The following is a 16,664-nucleotide window of genomic DNA, read 5'->3' as shown; positions in this document are numbered from 1 at the left end:
TCAGTCAAGGCGCGCGGCCTCTTCAGCGCTCAGCGTGGCCGGCATTTCGGTCAATGCGCTGAAGGTGATCAGGGTGCGGTCATTGCCCGCTTCCACGATCTCCACGTCACGTACGTAGCGGTCACCGCGCAGCCGCAGCGAGGTGAATGCCTTTGCCAGCATCGCCGACTTCGGCGTGAGCTGCAGCGTCCAGCCCGCCCCCTCGCGCCGCGCATCGACATTGAACTGGCTGGACAGTGCCTGCACGTCGCCGCTCATCAGCGCGAACAGCGTGGCGTTCACCGAGCGCATTGCCGGCTGCTCGCGTGCATCGAGTTCCACGCGGGTACTGCCATCGGCCTGCCGGCTGAGGATGCGGTCGGCGGTGATGACCATCTCCGAGGGGAACGGCTTCAGGGTGGACCAGATGACACCGCGCTGGTGCGCCACCACGAAGCGCCCCTGCGACTGCAATGGATTGCGGAATCCCGCCACCTGCTTCTGCTGGCTGAAGCTGCCACGCAGCACGGCAGGACGCGCGACATCCCGGGTGATCGATTCGATGACCGCGTCGGCCGCGCTGGTTGCCGACGCCAGCAGACACAGCGACACCACCGCCAACATGCGGAGCGGAGCGAACAGTTTCATGGTGCGGGTACTCCCAGCTTCTGCCACAGGATCGGGGGACACAGGTACTGCATCTCACCGCTGTCAGCGGCGACGGCGACCTGGATGGTATGGGCGCGGGTCAGGCGCTCACCGCTGAGCGCATCGAAAATCTCGTAGGTGATCTTCAAGCGGTTCTCCCACTCCACGATGCGTGCCACCACGCGCAGCGCCTGCTGGAAACGCAACGGCCGGATGTACTTGACCCGCGCGTCCACCACCGGCCACAGGAAGCCGGACGCCTGCATCTGCGGGTAGTCGTAATCATGCCGCTGCAGCAGCGCGCAGCGGGCGATCTCGAAGTACTTGAAATAGTTTCCGTGCCAGACCACCTGCATCGGGTCGCAGTCGTGGAACGCGGGCGACAGGGCGATTTCTTCCGTCAGATCATGCATCGGCATAGATCGCCCACGCGCGTCCGCGGATGTCCTGCAGCAGCTGGCGCAGCTCGCCGTCCAACGCGCGATCTTCTTCGACCAGCGCGATGCGCCCGACGAGATCGGTATTCATCGCATCCAGCGCACCCTGCAGCTGCGCCTGCAGGCCGACCCGCTGGCGCAGCGCCACCGCCTGACGCGCCGCGATCAGCATTGCCGCCACCACCTGCTCCACCAACTCGATCACGCGCAGGCAGTCACGCGCGGCGATGGTGCCCATGCTGACCTTGTCCTGGTTGTGGCATTCCGTGGAACGCGAGAACACCGAGGCAGGCAGGGTATTTTTCAGCGCCTCGGCCGTCCACGCCGAGACACTGATCTGCAGCGCCTTCAGCCCGTGGTTGATGGCCGCGCGCGGCCCCGTGGCGGCAGACAGGTTGGCCGGCAGGCCATGGCTGTAGCGTGCATCGACCAGCAGCGCCAGCTGCCGGTCCAGCAGGTCGGCGATGTTGGCCACGGTGTTCTTCAAGGTATCCATGGCCAGCGCGATGTGGCCGCCATAGAAGTGGCCACCGTGCAGCACGCGCTCTTCGTCCGGGTCGATCAGCGGGTTGTCGTTGGCGCTGTTGAGTTCGGTCTCGATCAACTGCCGCAGGAACGGCAACGTATCCTCCAATACGCCGATCACATGCGGGGCACAGCGCAACGAATAGCGATCCTGCAGTCGCTGCGCGTTGCGCGGCGGCCGCTCGCTGTGCAGGTCCGCGCGCAGGCGGGCGGCGATGCGTGCCTGGCCCGGATGCGGCTTGGCCGCGAACAGGGTCTCGTCGAAATGATGGGCGTTGCCATCACTGGCCAACACGTTGAATGCCGTCAAGCGGGTCGCCAGGCGGCTGAGATAGTCGGCACGGTGCCAGGCCAGGCAGGCCAGCCCGGTCATCACCGCAGTGCCATTCATCAACGCCAGGCCTTCCTTCGGTCGCAGCCGCAGCGGCACCATGCCGATCCGCGGCAGCACCTCGGCCGCAGGCTGCACGCGTCCTTCGAACAGGACGTCGCGCTCCCCGCACAGCACGGCCGCCACGTAGGACAGCGGGGTCAAGTCACCGCTTGCGCCGACCGATCCTTCCGCCGGGATGCGCGGCAGCACGTCGTGCTGGAGCAGCGAAGTGAGCCCTTCCAGCAGCGCCACGCTGGTGCCGGACATGCCTTGTGACAGCGAGGCGAGGCGAGCCGCCAAGACGGCCCGGGTTTCCTGTGCATCCAGGAAACGACCCAGCCCGCAGCCGTGGTAGGTGTACAGGTGATGCGGCAGCTCGGCGACCAACGAGGGCGGGATCACCGTCGTGCACGAGTCGCCGTAGCCGGTGGTGACGCCATAGATGACCCCGTCCTCGCGCAGCAGGCGGTCGAGGAAATCGGCACCGCGCTGGATGCGCGCACGGAAAGCCGGTGCATCGCTGAGCTCGGCACGTACACGCCGGTCGGCCAGCGCGACCACGTCTTCGATGGTCAGCGCAGCGGCGCCGAAGTGGCAGGAAGGGGAAAGATCAGTCGGCATCAGGTGCCTGGTCCCAGAAAGGAAAGAAGTTGAACCAATCCAGCGGTGACTGGGTCACCTGCTGTTCCAGCCACTGCGCATAGCGGTGGGCGCAGTCCTGCAGTGCGGCGTCGCGTGCCCCGCGCGGCAGGCTGATGCGCTCCGCGAACAGATCGAAGCGAACGCGATAACCGTCGCCGTGGTGCAGGCACGACAGGGTGTAGACCGGGCAACCGAGCGCCGACGCCATGACATAGCCGCCCACCGGGAAGGGCGCGCGGTGTCCCAGGAAATCGGCATGCGCCACCCGCTCGCTGTTTACCGGCACCCGGTCACCCACGATGGCGACGAAGCCACCCGCGGCGACCCGACGACCGAGCGCCATTGCCATTGCCGGGCCCACCTCGGTCACCTGCAGCAGTTCTACCGATGCCAACGGATCCAGGCGCGCCAACAGGCTGTTGAAGCGCTGCGCATGCTTGGTGTGGACCAGCACGGTGAGGTGCAGCCCCGGCACTTTTTCGGCCAATACCTGGCACAGCTCCAGGCAGCCCACGTGCGCGGTCAGGAACACGCCTCCTTCGGCACGGCCGATGCGCTGCAGCGCCGCGTTGTCATGCAACTGCAGCTGCTGCGCCGGATAACGGCGTCCCAGCGCCAGCAGCTTGTCCAGCATGGTGTCGCCGAACAGGGCGAAGTGGCGCAGGCTGTCACGCCAGCCGGGCGTGTGGCCCAATGCCCCGGTGTGGGCCTGCAGGCGCTGCAGGTACTGCATCGAGGCACGCCGCGCCAGGCCGTTTCCCAGCCAGTGGCAGGCCACCGCTGGCCATGCGCCCATCCGGTAGGGCCAGCGTCCGAGCCAGCGGTGCACCCAGCACAGCAGCAGCACGCCGCTGACGGATGTGCGCTCGCCGATGTCCGCCCAGTGCGGCGCCGGTCGGGCGGCCATCAGCGCGTGCCTCGCAGGCGGCGACGCAGCAATCGCGGCGCACGCCGCAGCATGCCGCCGAACAGCCGCGCGTGCATGCCACTGATACGCATGTTGTCGCGCCATACATCGAAATGTGAAACGCCGTCGCGTGGGTAGGTCACCGGCGTCGCCAGGTGCAGCACCGCGATGTCACGCCAATACAGCCGCACCAGGATCTCGGTATCGAAATCCATGCGGCGGCCAATGGTTTCCTCGGCCATCAGGCGGATGACAGGCGGCAGCGGGTACACCCGGAAGCCACACATCGAATCACGCAGATGCAGCGAAAGCGTGTTGATCCACACCCACACATGGGTGGCGTAGCGGCCGTACAGGCGGATCTTCGGCACCGTTTCATCGTAGGCCGGAATGCCACAGATCACGGCGTGGGGATGCGCCTGCGACAAGGCCACGAAGCGTTCGAGCTCCTTGGTGTCGTGCTGGCCATCGGCATCGATCTGCAGCACGTGGCTGTAGCCCAGCCGTGATGCCTCGCGGAAGCCGGCCAGCATGGCGCCGCCCTTGCCTTCGTTGCGCGGCAACCGCAGCAACCCCACCCCATCGCCCGCGCTGAGCGCACGCAGCACGGCGGCACAGGCGTCGTGCGAGCCGTCATCGACCAGCAGGCAAGGCAGGCCGGCAGCGCGGATGCCTGCCACCACCTCGACGATGGCGTGTTCGTGGTCGTACACCGGCACCACCACCAGCAGGGCATGGTCAATGGCAGCGGACGGGGATTCAATCGGCATCGGCGAACACTACTTTGCCACTGGCATGGATGCCGTGACCGGAGCTGAACCGGAATGCGAGCATACGGCGCGACGCGTCCCAGTCCAGTTGCAGCAGGAGGGTGTCACCCGGGCGCGCCACCCGCTGGAACTTCAGCGCGTCGATACGCACGAAGCGCGCCGGCAGGGCGAACACCGTCTGGGCCAAGCGGATCGCCCAGTCGACCTGGGCCACTCCGGGCAGCACCGGCACCCCGGGGAAGTGCCCATCGAACGCACGCAGGTCGGGTTGCAGGGTCAACTGCGCGCTGGCCGAGGCCGGTCCACGCTGCAGCCACTGCACCGGCGGCAGGTCCACCGGCTCCGGCTGCTCCGGCTGGAACAACGACAGCAGGGCGGCCTGGGTCGTCTTGCCCTGCGCATTGAGGGGCAGTGCATCGACGAAGCGCCAGCGCCGTGGCCGCGCGACGGCGTCGTGGGCATCGGCAAGGGCGTTGGACAACTGACGGCCGGCGGCACGGCGGCCGGCCTCGTCAGCCTGCAGCAGGCGGGTATCGCGCGGCACCACCACGGCCGCCAGCTGTTCGCGTTGGCCCGGCAGCAACAGCACGCGGACGTCGGCGACGGCGGGGTGGGCGCGCAGCGCATGTTCCAGCGCGTCCAGCGACACACGTCGCTCTTCCACCTTGACGATGCGGTCGGCGCGACCCAACAGGCGGAAGCCGCCCTGCGCGTCAGCCTCGGCACGATCCTCGCTGCGCCACCAGCCGCCATCGGGCAGGTGCGCGGAGGCAACCGACAACTGGCCGTCGTCGATCCGCCACTGCACGCCCGGCAGCGGCTGCCACGCGCTGGTCGATGCATCACCGCCACGCCAGGCGATGCCGCCGGTCTCACTGCTGCCGAACACCTCGATCGGCACACGGTCCAGCAGCGCGCGGACATCGACGGCCGCCTGCGCAGGTAGCGGCCCACCAGAGGAGAACACCGCGCGCAGGTGCGTGCGCGCAGCGCGCCAGTCCAGTTGCGCCGGCAGCCGTTTCAGGTGGGCAGGCGTGGCAACGAGCACGCTCGGCCCGGTCGACAGCGCCGCCACCAGGTCTTCGTGAAAGAAGCGCCGTGGCAGGATCGCCCGACCCGCCGACAAGGGCCACAACACCCGGAACAGCAGGCCGTAGATGTGTTGGTGTGACACGGTGCCGTGAACCTGCGCACCCTCCAGCAGCGTACCAAAGGCCTGCTCCAGCGCACCCACTTCGCAGGCCAGCTGGTCCAGGCGTTTCTCGATCGCGACCGGCGCCCCGGTGCTGCCGGAGGTGAACACCACCAGCCGGCAGGCGCGTTCGTCCAGCATGACCGGCGCGATGGCATCGGCCCCCACCGCAGACGGGGCCAGCGGTTGCCAGTGCAGGTCGACGTCACCGGCAACGCCGTCGACCTGCGGCCGCAGCGCCTGCAGCGTGGCCGGCAGGTTGTCGGAAGGCAGGTACACGCGCTTGCCCGCTGACCACGCGCCCAACAGGGCAGCGGCGAACGCCAGGCTGTCATCGAAGTACAGGGCCCAGTCGCGTCCTCCCGCCTGCGAGAACGCCACCCGCCACGCCGCCACCCGGGCCAGCAGCCCGGCGTGGTCGATACGATCCGCACCGGCACCGCCAATCCAGCGGTCCGGCCGCGCCGGGCCCAGCAGCTGGTGCAGCGGGATCCACTCAGCCATGGCCATGTGCCGCCTTCACCCGGCGCCTCACCGTCCACTCCACCGCATGCAGCACGCCCATCAGCAGATAGGCCAGCAGGCCGTTGTACAGCGCCCAGGTCGCATCGGACGCCCACAGCGCGGTGGCCAGCGCCAGACCGCCATTGATGACGAAGAAACCGCACCACACCTGGGTGACCCGCCGGGTGTAGACGATGGCAAACGGGGGCAGCTGGGGTTCCTGCATGCGCGCGAAGCGCTCGGCCATGCTCGGTGGCCAACGCAGGCTGGCCAGGAACACCGCCAACAGCACCGCATTGACCAGGGCCGGATACAGCTTCAGCGGCAAGGCCTGGTTGCCCAGCAACGCCACCACGGCCAGCAGCCCGGTGCCCGCAGCGGCCCACATCCACACCGCTTCACGACTGCCGAGCGCGCGCAACACGGCCAACGCGAACAGCAACAACGACAGCCAGCGCGGCTCGAAGCGCCCCATCGCGGCGTACATCAGCAGCGGGTACGCCAGCGATACGGCGACGAAGGCGACTTTGCGGAAGGAGGGCACGGCGGCGGTCCGCAGCGCGCGGTCAGGCAGCGGCCTGGTCGGGCAGCAGGCCATGAACGACATCGACCACGTCCTGCACGGTGCGCACGGCCTTGAAGGCATCGGGCTGCAGGTTGCGGCCAAGCAGTGGCTTCAGCTGCACGATCAGGTCCACCGCGTCGATGCTGTCGATGTCCAGGTCTTCATGCAGGCGGGCACCCGGCACGATGAGCGCCGGCTCGATCTCGAACCCGGCGGTCAGCAGCTGGGCGATGTGGTCGAACAGTTCGGTCTTGGTCATGGCGATACCAGAGAAGGTCACGCGCGGCTGCTGGCGACGAAGGCGGCAAGCGCCTGCACGCTGCCGAAATGGCGGCGGGTTTCTTCGGAGTCGGCAGACAGGCTGACGCCGTACTGCTTCTGCAGGGCCAGGCCCAGTTCCAGTGCATCGATCGAATCCAGGCCGAGGCCTTCGCCGAACAGCGGCGCCGTCGTATCGATGTCGTTGGCGGAGATGTCTTCCAGCGACAACGCGGAAATGATCAGCTCCTTGATCTCGTGCTCAAGTTCCTGCACGGGGCAGCTCTCCACAGGGTTGGAAGTAACGGGTGAGATGGTCGGTGACGCGGCGCGCGGCCAGGGATTCCCCTCCTGCCACAGCGACGTCGTCGACAAACGTACCGATCGGAATGTCCTCACCGACCTCCAGCGAGACATGGAAGCGACGCGGGGGCACACGATACCATTTCCCTCCCTTTTCCAGCGTCGGCGGGGTACAGCGGATCCGTACCGGGGTGATGTCCAGGCCGCCACGCACGGCGATGTTGGCCGCCCCGCGGCGCAGCTGCAGGGGGTGGCCCGGCGTGCTGCGGGTGCCTTCGGGGAAGATCACCAGGCAGCCCCCCTCCCGTACGGCATCGATGCCGGCCTGCACCAGGGCGGGCCCGTCATCGTTGACGATGTAGCCGGCGGCCCTGACCGTCCCGCGCATGAACGGGTTGCGCGCCACCGCCCGTTTGACCACGCAGTCCGCGTCCGGCAGCAGCGCCACCAGCAGCACCACGTCGATCAGGGTGGGGTGGTTCGCGAGCACCAGCAGACCCTTGCGCTGCAAGCGGTGGGCGCCGGTGACCTCGAAGGTCATCACGCCGAGGCCGCGCATGATCGCCACGTGCAGCGCGAAACTGCGCTGCACCCATGTGCGGGCCAGTCGGCGCCGACGTGCCGGGGGATGCACCAGCACCAGCAAAGCCGGCGCGACCAGGATGCCGGCGATCAGTCCACCGACGCCGAACAGGGCGAAGCTGAAGCCGGTGGCCAGCGTCCGCCATGCCCGGCCGAACAGGCCGGATCCGGGATCAGCCGACACGCTGCCAGCTCCAGCGCTGGCCATCGATCACGCGTTCATCGTGGCGCTGGCCGGACAGCAGGAAACGATGCAGGTCCAGCGCATGCGGCAACGGGCCGGGCGGATCGTCCTGGGCGGTGTCGCCCCGCCATGCCAGCCGCAGTCGGGTGCCCTCCGGCGACGCCGCAGCGATCCGCCAGCACCAGGCGTAGTAGGGCGCCGGCTCGTCGATGAACTCGGCATACAGCTCAGGCAACGGGGGATCGTAGGCAATGATGCGCACCTCTGCCGCGCCGTCGGCCAGCAGGCCAACGGCTTCCAGGCAAGCGGCTTCGACCGTCGCCTTGCCGGCGGCCAGTGCCAGATTGTTGCCGCGGTGACCGCGGGTGATCGAATACAGCGCACCAATGGCGTTGTGTACCGAGAGACCAAAGGTGGTGGGCGACAGGGCCTCATCGGCCACCAGCGAGCGCAGCAGCTCCATCGACCGCTCCACGTCACCGTGGCGGCTGGCGAAGATCAACGGCACCGTACTGTCCGCGCCCTGTTCCGGCTCACACCAGCACGCGGCCTGGATCGCCATCCGCCCCAGGCGCTCGATTCGCCGCCGCTGCATGGCGGGCACTTCGGAGAGACCCGGCGTGCCCTCGCCTTCCGGCGGCCACGGCGCCCGCGCCCAGGCCTGCCAGTCACTGCGGGTAGTCAGGCCCGGGGCCCAGGCGGCCCAGTCGACGACGGAAAACTCGATCATTGCGGAAGCGGCAGTCACACGGAGCCGCGCACGCTAGCACGCCCGCTGTCTGCAGACGGTGGCTGGGCCCCGGATCGGACGGGTTCCGGCACCGCTGCGCTCGCCGAGCATGGCTCGGCGCTACCCCGTCGGCCTGCACGGAGATCCCCTTCGGCATGCGCGGCGATGCTGGCCCCCCGGTAGCGCCGAGCCATGCTCGGCGAGCGCAGCGGCAAGAAGGCAGGCCGATGGCGACGCCTGCCCCTGCGTCAAAGTGAAGCACAGCGTCATCGGGTCGCATCCCTTCTTAACGGAAACCCACCCAGACTGGTCCGGTATCCCCACCCGCGCCCGGCAGGAGGCGTCACTTGGACGCATTGTTGTTGTCCCGTTTCCAGTTCGGATTCGTGGTCAGTTTCCACGTGCTGTTCCCCGCCTTCACCATCGGCACGGCCAGCTGGCTGGCCTTCATCGAGTGGCGCTGGCTGCGCACGCGCGATCCGATCTGGCGCGAACTTTATTTCTTCTGGCAGAAGATCTTCGCCGTGTCCTTCGGCATGGGCGTGGTCAGTGGCATCGTCATGGCCTTCCAGTTCGGCACCAACTGGCCGCGGCTGACCCAGTTCGCCGGCTCGGTGATCGGTCCGCTGCTGACCTACGAAGTGCTGACCGCCTTCTTCCTCGAGGCCAGCTTCCTCGGGGTGATGATGTTCGGCTGGGGCCGTGTATCTCCCCGCCTGCATTTCTTTTCCACCTGCATGGTGGCGCTGGGCACGCTGGTGTCCACGTTCTGGATCCTGGCATCCAACAGCTGGCTGCACACCCCGGCCGGCTATGAAATCGTCAATGGCATCGTGCACCCCAGCGACTGGTGGCAGGTGGTGTTCAATCCTTCATTCCCCTACCGCCTCGCACACATGGCGCTGGGCTCGTTCATCACCACCTGCTTCGTGATCGGCGGCATCGGTGCCTGGTACCTGCGGCGTGGCAAGCACGTCGAGGAAGGCCGCCGCATGCTGGTGGCCGCCGTGATTTTCGCGGCGATCACGGTGCCTGCGCAGATCTTCGTCGGCGACATGCACGGCCTCAACACGCTCAAACACCAGCCGATGAAGATCGCCGCCATGGAAGCGCACTGGCACCCGAGCGCGGAAGGCGAAGGCGTGCCGCTGGTGGTGTTCGCGCTGCCCAACGAAAAGGAAGAGCGCAACGATTTCGAGGTGGCCATCCCGCGCTTGGGCAGTTTCATCCTGACCCATTCGCTGGACGGCACCTTCGAGCCCCTGACGTCGGTCCCGGCCAGCGAGCGACCGCCGGTGACGCCGGTGTTCTTTGCTTTCCGCATCATGGTCGGGCTGGGCACGCTGATGCTGGTGCTGGCATGGTTGTCGGCCATCGCGCTGTGGCGCGGCAAGCTGCTGCAGTCTGCGTGGCTGCTGCGGGGCTGGAACTGGATGCTGCCGGCCGGCTTCATCGCCCTGGTATCGGGGTGGTTCGTCACCGAAATGGGGCGCCAGCCATGGGTGGTCTACGGGCTGCTGCGCACTGCTGATGCGGTGGGACCACAGAGTGCGTGGATGACCGCGCTGTCGCTCGGCGTGTACATCGTGGGCTACGCCTTCGTGTTCGGCTGGGGCATCTGGTACCTGGTGAAGATCCTGCGCCAAGGGCCCAGGCCGTACGAGGACGGGCCGGCGCTTGATGGTGGCAGCCATACCCCGGCGCGTCCGCTGTCGGCCGCTGATGAACCGCTGGAGGAGCGCTGAGATGGAGATGACAACCTGGCTGCCGGTGGCATGGTTCGCGGTGATCGGCTTCGGCGTGCTGATGTACGTGTTGCTGGACGGCTTCGTGCTGGGCATCGGCATCCTGGCCCCGTTCGCCCACAGCGAGGACGAGCTGGACCAGATGATGAACACCGCCGCGCCGATCTGGGACGGCAACGAAACGTGGCTGGTGCTGGGCGGCGCGGGTCTGCTGGCGGCGTTCCCGAAGGCCTATTCTGCGCTGCTGTCGGCGTTGTACCTGCCGGTGCTGCTGCTGGTGATGGCGCTGGTGTTCCGCGGCGTGGCGTTCGAGTTCCGCTTCAAGGCGCACCGTTCACGGCGCCTGTGGAGCGTGGCGTTTGCCGTCGGCTCGGTGCTGGCCACCTTCGCGCAGGGCGTGATCCTGGGGGCCTTGGTGCAGGGACTGGATATCGTCGATGGTGTCTACCAGGGCGGCGCGTTCGGCTGGTTGAGCCCGTTCGCGCTGGTCACCGGCGTCGCCTTGATCGCCGGGTACGCGCTGCTGGGCAGTACCTGGCTGCTGTTGAAGACCAATGGCCCGGTGCAGGCACTGGCACGGAAGATGACGCGGCCGTTGGTGGTGGCCGTGATCGTGGCCATGGGCGTGGTCAGCTGCTGGCTTCCGTTCCTGCAGTCGCGCCTGATGGCACGGTGGTTCAGTGACGGCAATTTCTGGTGGCTGTCCCCCGTGCCGCTGCTGACGCTCGGGGTCGCTTTTGCACTGTGGCGCAGCGCCATCCATCCAAAGCGGGACCTGCCGCCCTTCCTGCTCAGCATGGCGCTGTTCGTGCTCGGCTTTGCCGGGCTGGTGCTGGGCATGTGGCCCTACCTGCTGCCGCCGACGATGACCCTGTGGGATGCCGCCGCCCCCGCCTCGTCGTTGGGCTTCAGCCTGGTCGGGTTGGTGGTGTTGTTGCCGGTGATTCTGGGGTACACCGCGTGGTCGTATCGCGTGTTCCGCGGCAAGGTGGAAGCAGGCGCGGGCTACCACTGACCCGGCATCGCGCTGTCGGACACAGGCCGCGCTGCGCGCTCGCCGAGCGTGGCTCGGCGCTACCGTGCTCGCAGTATCCCGTTGCAGCGCCGAGCCACGCTCGGCGGAATCCCTCCGGGACCGCAATGCCGGACACAGGCCGCGCTGTGCGCTCGCCGAGCACGGCTCAGCGCTACCGTGCTCGCAGCATCCCGTTGTAGCGCCGAGCCACGCTCGGCGGAATCCCTCCGGCACCGCGATGCCGGACACAGCCCGCGCTGCGCGCTCGCCGAGCACGGCTCGGCGCTACCGTGCCGGCGGCAGGAAGGCTTTGCCTGCCGCGGTGGCATGACCTGTGGGCCAGCCGCCGCGGGAAGCGGGCTGCTACCCTTGGCCGGTTTTCCATCCTTGGTGCCGTCCGCCCATGTTCCGAGTGCTGCCTCTTTCCCTGTTGTTGTCCGCCGCACTCGCTGCGCCGGCGGCGTACGCCGCGCCCACCCCGATCACCATCGAACAGGCCATGGCCGATCCGGACTGGATCGGACCACCGGTCGAGCGGGCATGGTGGTCGTGGAACAGCCAGCAGGTGGAATACCAGCTCAAGCGCAAGGGCAGCGCGGTCCGCGACACCTTCCGCCAGCCGCTTGCCGGTGGCGTGGCCACGCAGGTCGCTGACGACCAGCGCGGCACCCTCGACGTCGCCAACCCGATCTACGACAGCCGCCGCACGCGCATGGCGTTCGTGCGCAACGGCGATGTGTTCGTCCGTGACCTGCGCAGTGGCGCGCTGACCCAGCTGACCCGTGGCAACGAGCGTGCCGCCGGCGTCGACTTCGCCGTCGATGGCGGCGTGATCTGGCGCACCGGGCAGAACTGGTTCCACTGGACCGCCGCCAGCGGCGTCGCCCAGGTGGCCAGCCTGAAGGCAGAGAAAAACCCGACCGATCCCCCCAAGGCCGATACCCTGCGCGAGCAGCAGCTGCGTACGCTGGAAACCCTGCGTCGCGACCGCGAACAGCGCGAAGCCCTGAAAGAACAGGACCAGCGTTGGCGCGAAGCGGACAGCACCCGCGCGCCGGGCCCGGTGTTTCTCGGGGCCGACGTGGAGATCGTCGACAGCGTGCTGTCGCCGGACCTGGTGCACCTGCTCGTGGTGACCAAGCCGAAGGATTTCGAGGAAGGCCGCACCAGCAAGATGCCGCTGTATGTGACCGAATCCGGTTACGAGGAAACCGAAGACACCCGCACCCGCGTCGGCCGCAACGATCCGCAGCCGCATACGCTCTGGCGTGTCGATGCGCGTAGCGGCAAGGTGGAAAAAGTGTCGCTGGATGCGCTTCCCGGCATCGGCACCGACCCGCTGGCTGCGCTGCGCAAGAAGGCGGGCAAGGACGCGCTGAAGGGCAACCGTGCGCTGGAGGTGATGAGCGACTTCATGGGTGGCGGCATCCGCTGGAGCGCGGATGGCCAGCAGGTTGCGATCATGCTGCGCGCCAACGACAACAAGGACCGCTGGATCGTCAGCCTGACCGCTGCCGATGGCCGCCTGCAGACCCGCGACCGGCTGACCGATGAGGCGTGGATCAACTGGGGCTTCAATGATTTCGGCTGGATGGCCGATGGCCGCACGCTGTGGCTGCTGTCCGAAGCATCCGGTTTCTCGCACCTGTACACCCAGTCCGGCAACGGCAAGCCGCAGGCACTGACCAGCGGCAAGTGGGAGACCTCCGCGCCGACGCTGTCCGCCGATGGCAAGGGGTTCTACTTCCTGTGCAACCAGCAGGCCCCGCACGATTACGAAGTGTGCAGCGTGGACGTGGCCAGCCGCCAGGTGCGCGAGCTGACCAGCCTCAACGGCGTGGAAGACTTCACGGTGTCGCCGGATGGCCAGCAGCTGCTGGTGCGTTACTCCGCAGCCTACCTGCCTGCGCAGCTGGCCGTGGTGCCGGCCGGCGGTGGCCAGCCGCGCGTACTGACCGATACCCGCAGCGCCGAGTTCAAGGCACGTGAGTGGATCCAGCCGAAGCTGGTGGCGGTGCCGTCCCAGCACGGTGCCGGCGTGGTCTGGGCGAAGTACTACGAGCCGGAGAACAAGGAACCCGGCAAGAAGTATCCGATCGTGATGTTCGTGCACGGTGCCGGCTACCTGCAGAACGTGCACCAGCGCTACCCCGCCTACTTCCGTGAGCAGATGTTCCATAACCTGCTGGTGCAGCAGGGCTACATCGTGCTGGACATGGATTACCGCGGCAGCGAAGGTTACGGCCGCGACTGGCGTACGGCGATCTATCGCAACATGGGCCACCCGGAACTGGAAGATTACAAGGATGGGCTGGATTGGCTGGTGGAAAAGCAGCAGGGCGACCGTGATCGCGCCGGCATCTACGGCGGTTCGTACGGCGGCTTCATGACCTTCATGGCGCTGTTCCGTTCGCCGGGGACGTTCAAGGCCGGTGCCGCGCTGCGCCCGGTGGTGGATTGGCACAACTACAACCACGCGTACACCGCCAACATCCTCAATACGCCGGACATCGACCCCGAGGCGTACCGCGTTTCCTCGCCCATCGAATATGCGCAGAACCTGCAGGACCACCTGCTGATCGGCCACGGCATGATGGATGACAACGTGTTCTTCCAGGATTCGGTGAACCTGAGCCAGCGCCTGATCGAACTGCACAAGGACAACTGGTCCATCGCACCGTATCCGCTCGAACGCCACGGCTACACCCGCGCCGACTCGTGGCTGGACCAGTACAAGCGCATCCTCAAGCTGTTCAACGAGAACGTGAAGTGACCCCCGCCGCGGCGACGATACGGATCGTCGCCGCGGTGATCGATGATGGGCGTGGCAACGTGCTGGTGGTGCGCAAGCACGGTGCCGCCGCCTTCATGCAGCCCGGTGGAAAGCCGGAGCCGGGAGAGACGCCGCTGCAGACGCTGGCGCGTGAACTGCGCGAGGAACTTGGCGTGCAGCTGCTCGCCGACTCCGCTATCGCGCTGGGCCAGTTCAGTGCGTGGGCAGTCAACGAGCCCGGGCAGCGTGTACAGGCCGACGTCTGGTGGGTCCGTGTGGAGGGCGTGCCGCTCGCACAGGCCGAGATCGCCGAGCTGATCTGGATTCCCCTGCACCCACCCCACGGGGTGTGCTTGGCAGCACTGAGCGAAGGCCATATCCTGCCCGCCGCACGTACCCTCTTCGCCACGCGCTGATTTCCAGCGCGCGCCTGCCGCAAGGACACCGGATGTCATCAGCCCCTCCTACCCTCGGCGCTCCCCGCATGACGCCGCCGCGCACGGATTTCGTGCGTCCGCTGGCGCTGACCACGTTGCTGGTCTGCGCGGCGATGGTGCTGTGGTTTCTGTTCCAGGCGCTGCTGGCCTGGCCGCTGGGTGCCAGCCATCCGTGGCAGCTGCTGGTGGACGCCGCGACCGAACATGACTGGCCACGCAGCCTGCGCTGGATGCTGGCACACCCTGTGTTGACCAGCCTGCTGATGGGCGCCGTATGCGTGCCTTCGCTGGTCTCCAGCTGGGGCCTTTACAAAGGCACCCGATGGGGACTGATCAGTTACGTCTGGCTGCTGGTCATCACCGGCATCGGCAATATCGGCGTGGCGTGGTGGCTTGACCGCGTGGCGGCCGCGCTGATCATGAAGCTGGGTGACGCGCCAGTGGTCGAAGAGCTGCAGGCCCAGCGCCTGCTGTTCACCTTCACCGTGCTCGGCAGCTGCGTGCTGTTCGCCGCGCTGCAGGGCTGGCTGGCGTGGCGATTGATGCGTCCGGATATCCGCTCGCGCTACTGACGCCGTTGCTGTTGCCGTTTCCTTTTCTGTTTTTTCCTGGAGTCCCCCATGTCACTGAAGACGCCTGTGCGCCTGCTGCGCGCGTTGCTCCCCTTTGCTCTGCTGGCCGCCACGGGCAGCGTCGCTGCGCAGGACTGCGCGGTGTATGACGACGCCACCTGCGGTAACCAGATGTATACCGCCGAAGCACCGCAACTGCAGCGCTGGTGCGAGCAGGGCACGATGGCCGCGTGCAGCGGGCTGCTGCGCGAGTGGACCAGTGAGGCGCGCAGTGCCGACACGCGCCCGCAGAATGACGACCCGGTGCTGCAGGAACCCGCTGTGTGCAAGGAAGCGGATCCTGCCTTCGATGAGCAGGCGTGCGAGGAGGCAGCCAAGGCGGCCCTGTCCAAGGCGATGGGGATGGCCCTTGTCGGTATCTTCGACCAGCGGCAGATCGTGCTGCCGGCTGCACGCCGGCAGACACTGCAGAAGCTCTGCCTGGCGCATCCGAAAGGGGAGTTCTGCCGCGAGGTCGCGCAGGCGCAGTGGACGGCCGGCAGCTACGACACGGCGCTGGTCGCGCTGAAAGCGGGCTGCGCGGGTGGCGACGAACGCGCCTGTGAACTGCACGCACCACTGCAGTCACTGGGCACCGCGCCGCAGCCGCTGCCTGCCACTGCGGTCCCCTGCGGCGAGTACCGCAGCGAAGGCGGCCTGCTGGACACGCTGGAGTTCGCTGATGGCGGGCTGGTGGGGTTTGGCCTCGGCGACCACGCCCGGGCCCGGCTGGAAGACGGCGCGATCCGGATCCGCCACGACAAGGGCGGCGATTTCGTGTTCAAGGTGCTGTCCGGTGGGCATCTGGTCGGCATGGACGATTGGACGCAGATGCGGGTCTACCGCCGCGTCGGCGGTGCTGCGCAGTGCAGCCCGGCCGTGGTGTTCAAGGTCGTGCCGCTGCCGCAGGACTGCCCCGGTGCGACCGCTGAGGGCGCAGCGGAGGCCTGTTGCGCGGCGGGGCGGCTGCAGGGCTGCAACGTGCTGGGGAACCAGCTGGCGCTGGATGAGCAGTGGCCGCAGGCCGCCACGCACTACCAGACGGTATGCCGTGCCGGTGTGCGCGAAGGCTGCGAGAACCTGGTCAGCGCGCAGGACAGCAGTGCCGAGGTGGACGCGCGGGCGGCCCTGGAGCACCTGTGCAAGGCGGATGCCAGCGGCACGGCCGTGGCCTGCGACGTTCTGGCCACGACCAACTGGGACATGATCGCGATGGGCCGGATGCTGCAGGAAGCAGCCGACGACGTGGCCGAACCCGAGGCGCCTGCGCGCACCCGCAACCATAAGCGGTGAGCCACCTGCGGCGATGCAGGTCGGTAGCGCCGAGCCACGCTCGGCGATGCGCGCAGCGCGGCCTGCGTCGGGCACCGCGGGGCCTGAGCCACTCCGCCGAGCATGGCTCGGCGCTACCGTCAGGATGCGGGCCTGCGTCGGGCACCGCAGGGCCTGAGCCACTCCGCCGAGCATGGCTCGGCGCTACCGTC

General features: G+C 67.8%; 17 protein-coding genes. 6 read left to right on the top strand and 11 right to left on the bottom strand.

What is annotated here, in order from left to right; all coding sequences use genetic code 11:
- Genes IFT65_RS16115 through IFT65_RS16065 form a run of 11 tightly spaced genes read right to left on the bottom strand, consistent with a single transcriptional unit; the run spans nt 1 to nt 8,599 of the window.
- Nucleotides 1-603 (bottom strand): outer membrane lipoprotein carrier protein LolA, encoded by a 603-nt coding sequence (locus IFT65_RS16115; RefSeq protein ID WP_249405195.1) that lies wholly within the window; start codon nt 601-603, stop codon nt 1-3.
- 20 nt (nt 604-623) lie between these two features.
- Nucleotides 624-1,046 carry an acyl-CoA thioesterase gene (locus IFT65_RS16110; protein ID WP_192082342.1) on the bottom strand — a complete coding sequence of 141 codons (423 nt, stop codon included), beginning with the start codon at nt 1,044-1,046 and terminating at the stop codon, nt 624-626.
- The gene (locus IFT65_RS16105) at nt 1,033-2,583 is read right to left on the bottom strand and encodes an aromatic amino acid ammonia-lyase (RefSeq protein WP_192082340.1); all 1,551 of its coding nucleotides are present in this window, start codon (nt 2,581-2,583) and stop codon (nt 1,033-1,035) included. Before IFT65_RS16105 ends, IFT65_RS16110 begins: the two co-directional genes overlap by 14 nt.
- On the bottom strand, nt 2,573-3,514 hold the full coding sequence (locus tag IFT65_RS16100; RefSeq protein ID WP_192082404.1) for an acyltransferase: 942 nt from the start codon (nt 3,512-3,514) through the stop codon (nt 2,573-2,575). Before IFT65_RS16100 ends, IFT65_RS16105 begins: the two co-directional genes overlap by 11 nt.
- Nucleotides 3,511-4,281 (bottom strand): glycosyltransferase family 2 protein, encoded by a 771-nt coding sequence (locus IFT65_RS16095; RefSeq protein WP_192082338.1) that lies wholly within the window; start codon nt 4,279-4,281, stop codon nt 3,511-3,513. The genes IFT65_RS16100 and IFT65_RS16095 overlap by 4 nt, the downstream gene beginning before the upstream one ends.
- Nucleotides 4,271-5,977, bottom strand: coding sequence for an AMP-binding protein (locus IFT65_RS16090; RefSeq protein WP_192082336.1), 1,707 nt, complete (start codon nt 5,975-5,977; stop codon nt 4,271-4,273). The genes IFT65_RS16095 and IFT65_RS16090 overlap by 11 nt, the downstream gene beginning before the upstream one ends.
- On the bottom strand, nt 5,970-6,521 hold the full coding sequence (locus IFT65_RS16085; protein ID WP_223202932.1) for a hypothetical protein: 552 nt from the start codon (nt 6,519-6,521) through the stop codon (nt 5,970-5,972). The genes IFT65_RS16090 and IFT65_RS16085 overlap by 8 nt, the downstream gene beginning before the upstream one ends.
- 22 nt (nt 6,522-6,543) lie before the next feature.
- Nucleotides 6,544-6,801, bottom strand: coding sequence for an acyl carrier protein (locus IFT65_RS16080; RefSeq protein WP_188325408.1), 258 nt, complete (start codon nt 6,799-6,801; stop codon nt 6,544-6,546).
- Nucleotides 6,802-6,818: 17 nt separating this feature from the next.
- Nucleotides 6,819-7,076, bottom strand: coding sequence for a phosphopantetheine-binding protein (locus IFT65_RS18765; protein ID WP_188325409.1), 258 nt, complete (start codon nt 7,074-7,076; stop codon nt 6,819-6,821).
- On the bottom strand, nt 7,063-7,869 hold the full coding sequence (locus IFT65_RS18760; RefSeq protein WP_342365901.1) for a lysophospholipid acyltransferase family protein: 807 nt from the start codon (nt 7,867-7,869) through the stop codon (nt 7,063-7,065). The genes IFT65_RS18765 and IFT65_RS18760 overlap by 14 nt, the downstream gene beginning before the upstream one ends.
- Nucleotides 7,859-8,599 carry a beta-ketoacyl synthase chain length factor gene (locus IFT65_RS16065; protein WP_188325411.1) on the bottom strand — a complete coding sequence of 247 codons (741 nt, stop codon included), beginning with the start codon at nt 8,597-8,599 and terminating at the stop codon, nt 7,859-7,861. Before IFT65_RS16065 ends, IFT65_RS18760 begins: the two co-directional genes overlap by 11 nt.
- Before the next feature lie 347 nt (nt 8,600-8,946).
- Between IFT65_RS16065 and IFT65_RS16060 the strand changes: the two genes are divergently transcribed.
- From IFT65_RS16060 to IFT65_RS16035, 6 genes are all read left to right on the top strand, one after another.
- Complete coding sequence (locus IFT65_RS16060) at nt 8,947-10,344, top strand: cytochrome ubiquinol oxidase subunit I (RefSeq protein WP_192082334.1); 1,398 nt, start codon at nt 8,947-8,949, stop codon at nt 10,342-10,344.
- Nucleotide 10,345: 1 nt separating this feature from the next.
- Nucleotides 10,346-11,359 carry a cytochrome d ubiquinol oxidase subunit II gene (gene cydB / locus IFT65_RS16055; protein ID WP_188325413.1) on the top strand — a complete coding sequence of 338 codons (1,014 nt, stop codon included), beginning with the start codon at nt 10,346-10,348 and terminating at the stop codon, nt 11,357-11,359.
- A gap of 403 nt (nt 11,360-11,762) precedes the next feature.
- Complete coding sequence (locus tag IFT65_RS16050; protein ID WP_192082333.1) at nt 11,763-14,132, top strand: S9 family peptidase; 2,370 nt, start codon at nt 11,763-11,765, stop codon at nt 14,130-14,132.
- Complete coding sequence (locus tag IFT65_RS16045) at nt 14,129-14,548, top strand: NUDIX domain-containing protein (RefSeq protein ID WP_192082332.1); 420 nt, start codon at nt 14,129-14,131, stop codon at nt 14,546-14,548. Before IFT65_RS16050 ends, IFT65_RS16045 begins: the two co-directional genes overlap by 4 nt.
- Before the next feature lie 32 nt (nt 14,549-14,580).
- Nucleotides 14,581-15,141, top strand: coding sequence for a hypothetical protein (locus IFT65_RS16040; RefSeq protein WP_192082330.1), 561 nt, complete (start codon nt 14,581-14,583; stop codon nt 15,139-15,141).
- A gap of 48 nt (nt 15,142-15,189) precedes the next feature.
- Complete coding sequence (locus tag IFT65_RS16035; protein ID WP_192082328.1) at nt 15,190-16,473, top strand: hypothetical protein; 1,284 nt, start codon at nt 15,190-15,192, stop codon at nt 16,471-16,473.
- The last annotated feature ends 191 nt before the right edge of the window (nt 16,474-16,664 follow it).

This window comes from Stenotrophomonas sp. CFBP 13725, assembly GCF_014841935.1.
GTDB lineage: Bacteria > Pseudomonadota > Gammaproteobacteria > Xanthomonadales > Xanthomonadaceae > Stenotrophomonas.
Note: the sequence above shows the minus strand (reverse complement) of the source record. Positions and strands in the feature narration are given on the sequence as shown.

Bases quoted from the DNA above. Each gene is read 5' to 3' on its own strand.
- IFT65_RS16115 (WP_249405195.1), bottom strand. From the start codon at position 603: ATGTTGGCGGTGGTGTCGCTGTGTCTGCTGGCGTCGGCAACCAGCGCG.
- IFT65_RS16040 (WP_192082330.1), top strand. From the start codon at position 14,581: ATGTCATCAGCCCCTCCTACCCTCGGCGCTCCCCGCATGACGCCGCCG.
- cydB (WP_188325413.1), top strand. From the start codon at position 10,346: ATGGAGATGACAACCTGGCTGCCGGTGGCATGGTTCGCGGTGATCGGC.
- IFT65_RS16105 (WP_192082340.1), bottom strand. From the start codon at position 2,583: ATGCCGACTGATCTTTCCCCTTCCTGCCACTTCGGCGCCGCTGCGCTG.
- IFT65_RS16035 (WP_192082328.1), top strand. From the start codon at position 15,190: ATGTCACTGAAGACGCCTGTGCGCCTGCTGCGCGCGTTGCTCCCCTTT.
- IFT65_RS16065 (WP_188325411.1), bottom strand. From the start codon at position 8,599: ATGATCGAGTTTTCCGTCGTCGACTGGGCCGCCTGGGCCCCGGGCCTG.
- IFT65_RS16080 (WP_188325408.1), bottom strand. From the start codon at position 6,801: ATGACCAAGACCGAACTGTTCGACCACATCGCCCAGCTGCTGACCGCC.
- IFT65_RS16110 (WP_192082342.1), bottom strand. From the start codon at position 1,046: ATGCCGATGCATGATCTGACGGAAGAAATCGCCCTGTCGCCCGCGTTC.
- IFT65_RS16090 (WP_192082336.1), bottom strand. From the start codon at position 5,977: ATGGCTGAGTGGATCCCGCTGCACCAGCTGCTGGGCCCGGCGCGGCCG.
- IFT65_RS16095 (WP_192082338.1), bottom strand. From the start codon at position 4,281: ATGCCGATTGAATCCCCGTCCGCTGCCATTGACCATGCCCTGCTGGTG.
- IFT65_RS16050 (WP_192082333.1), top strand. From the start codon at position 11,763: ATGTTCCGAGTGCTGCCTCTTTCCCTGTTGTTGTCCGCCGCACTCGCT.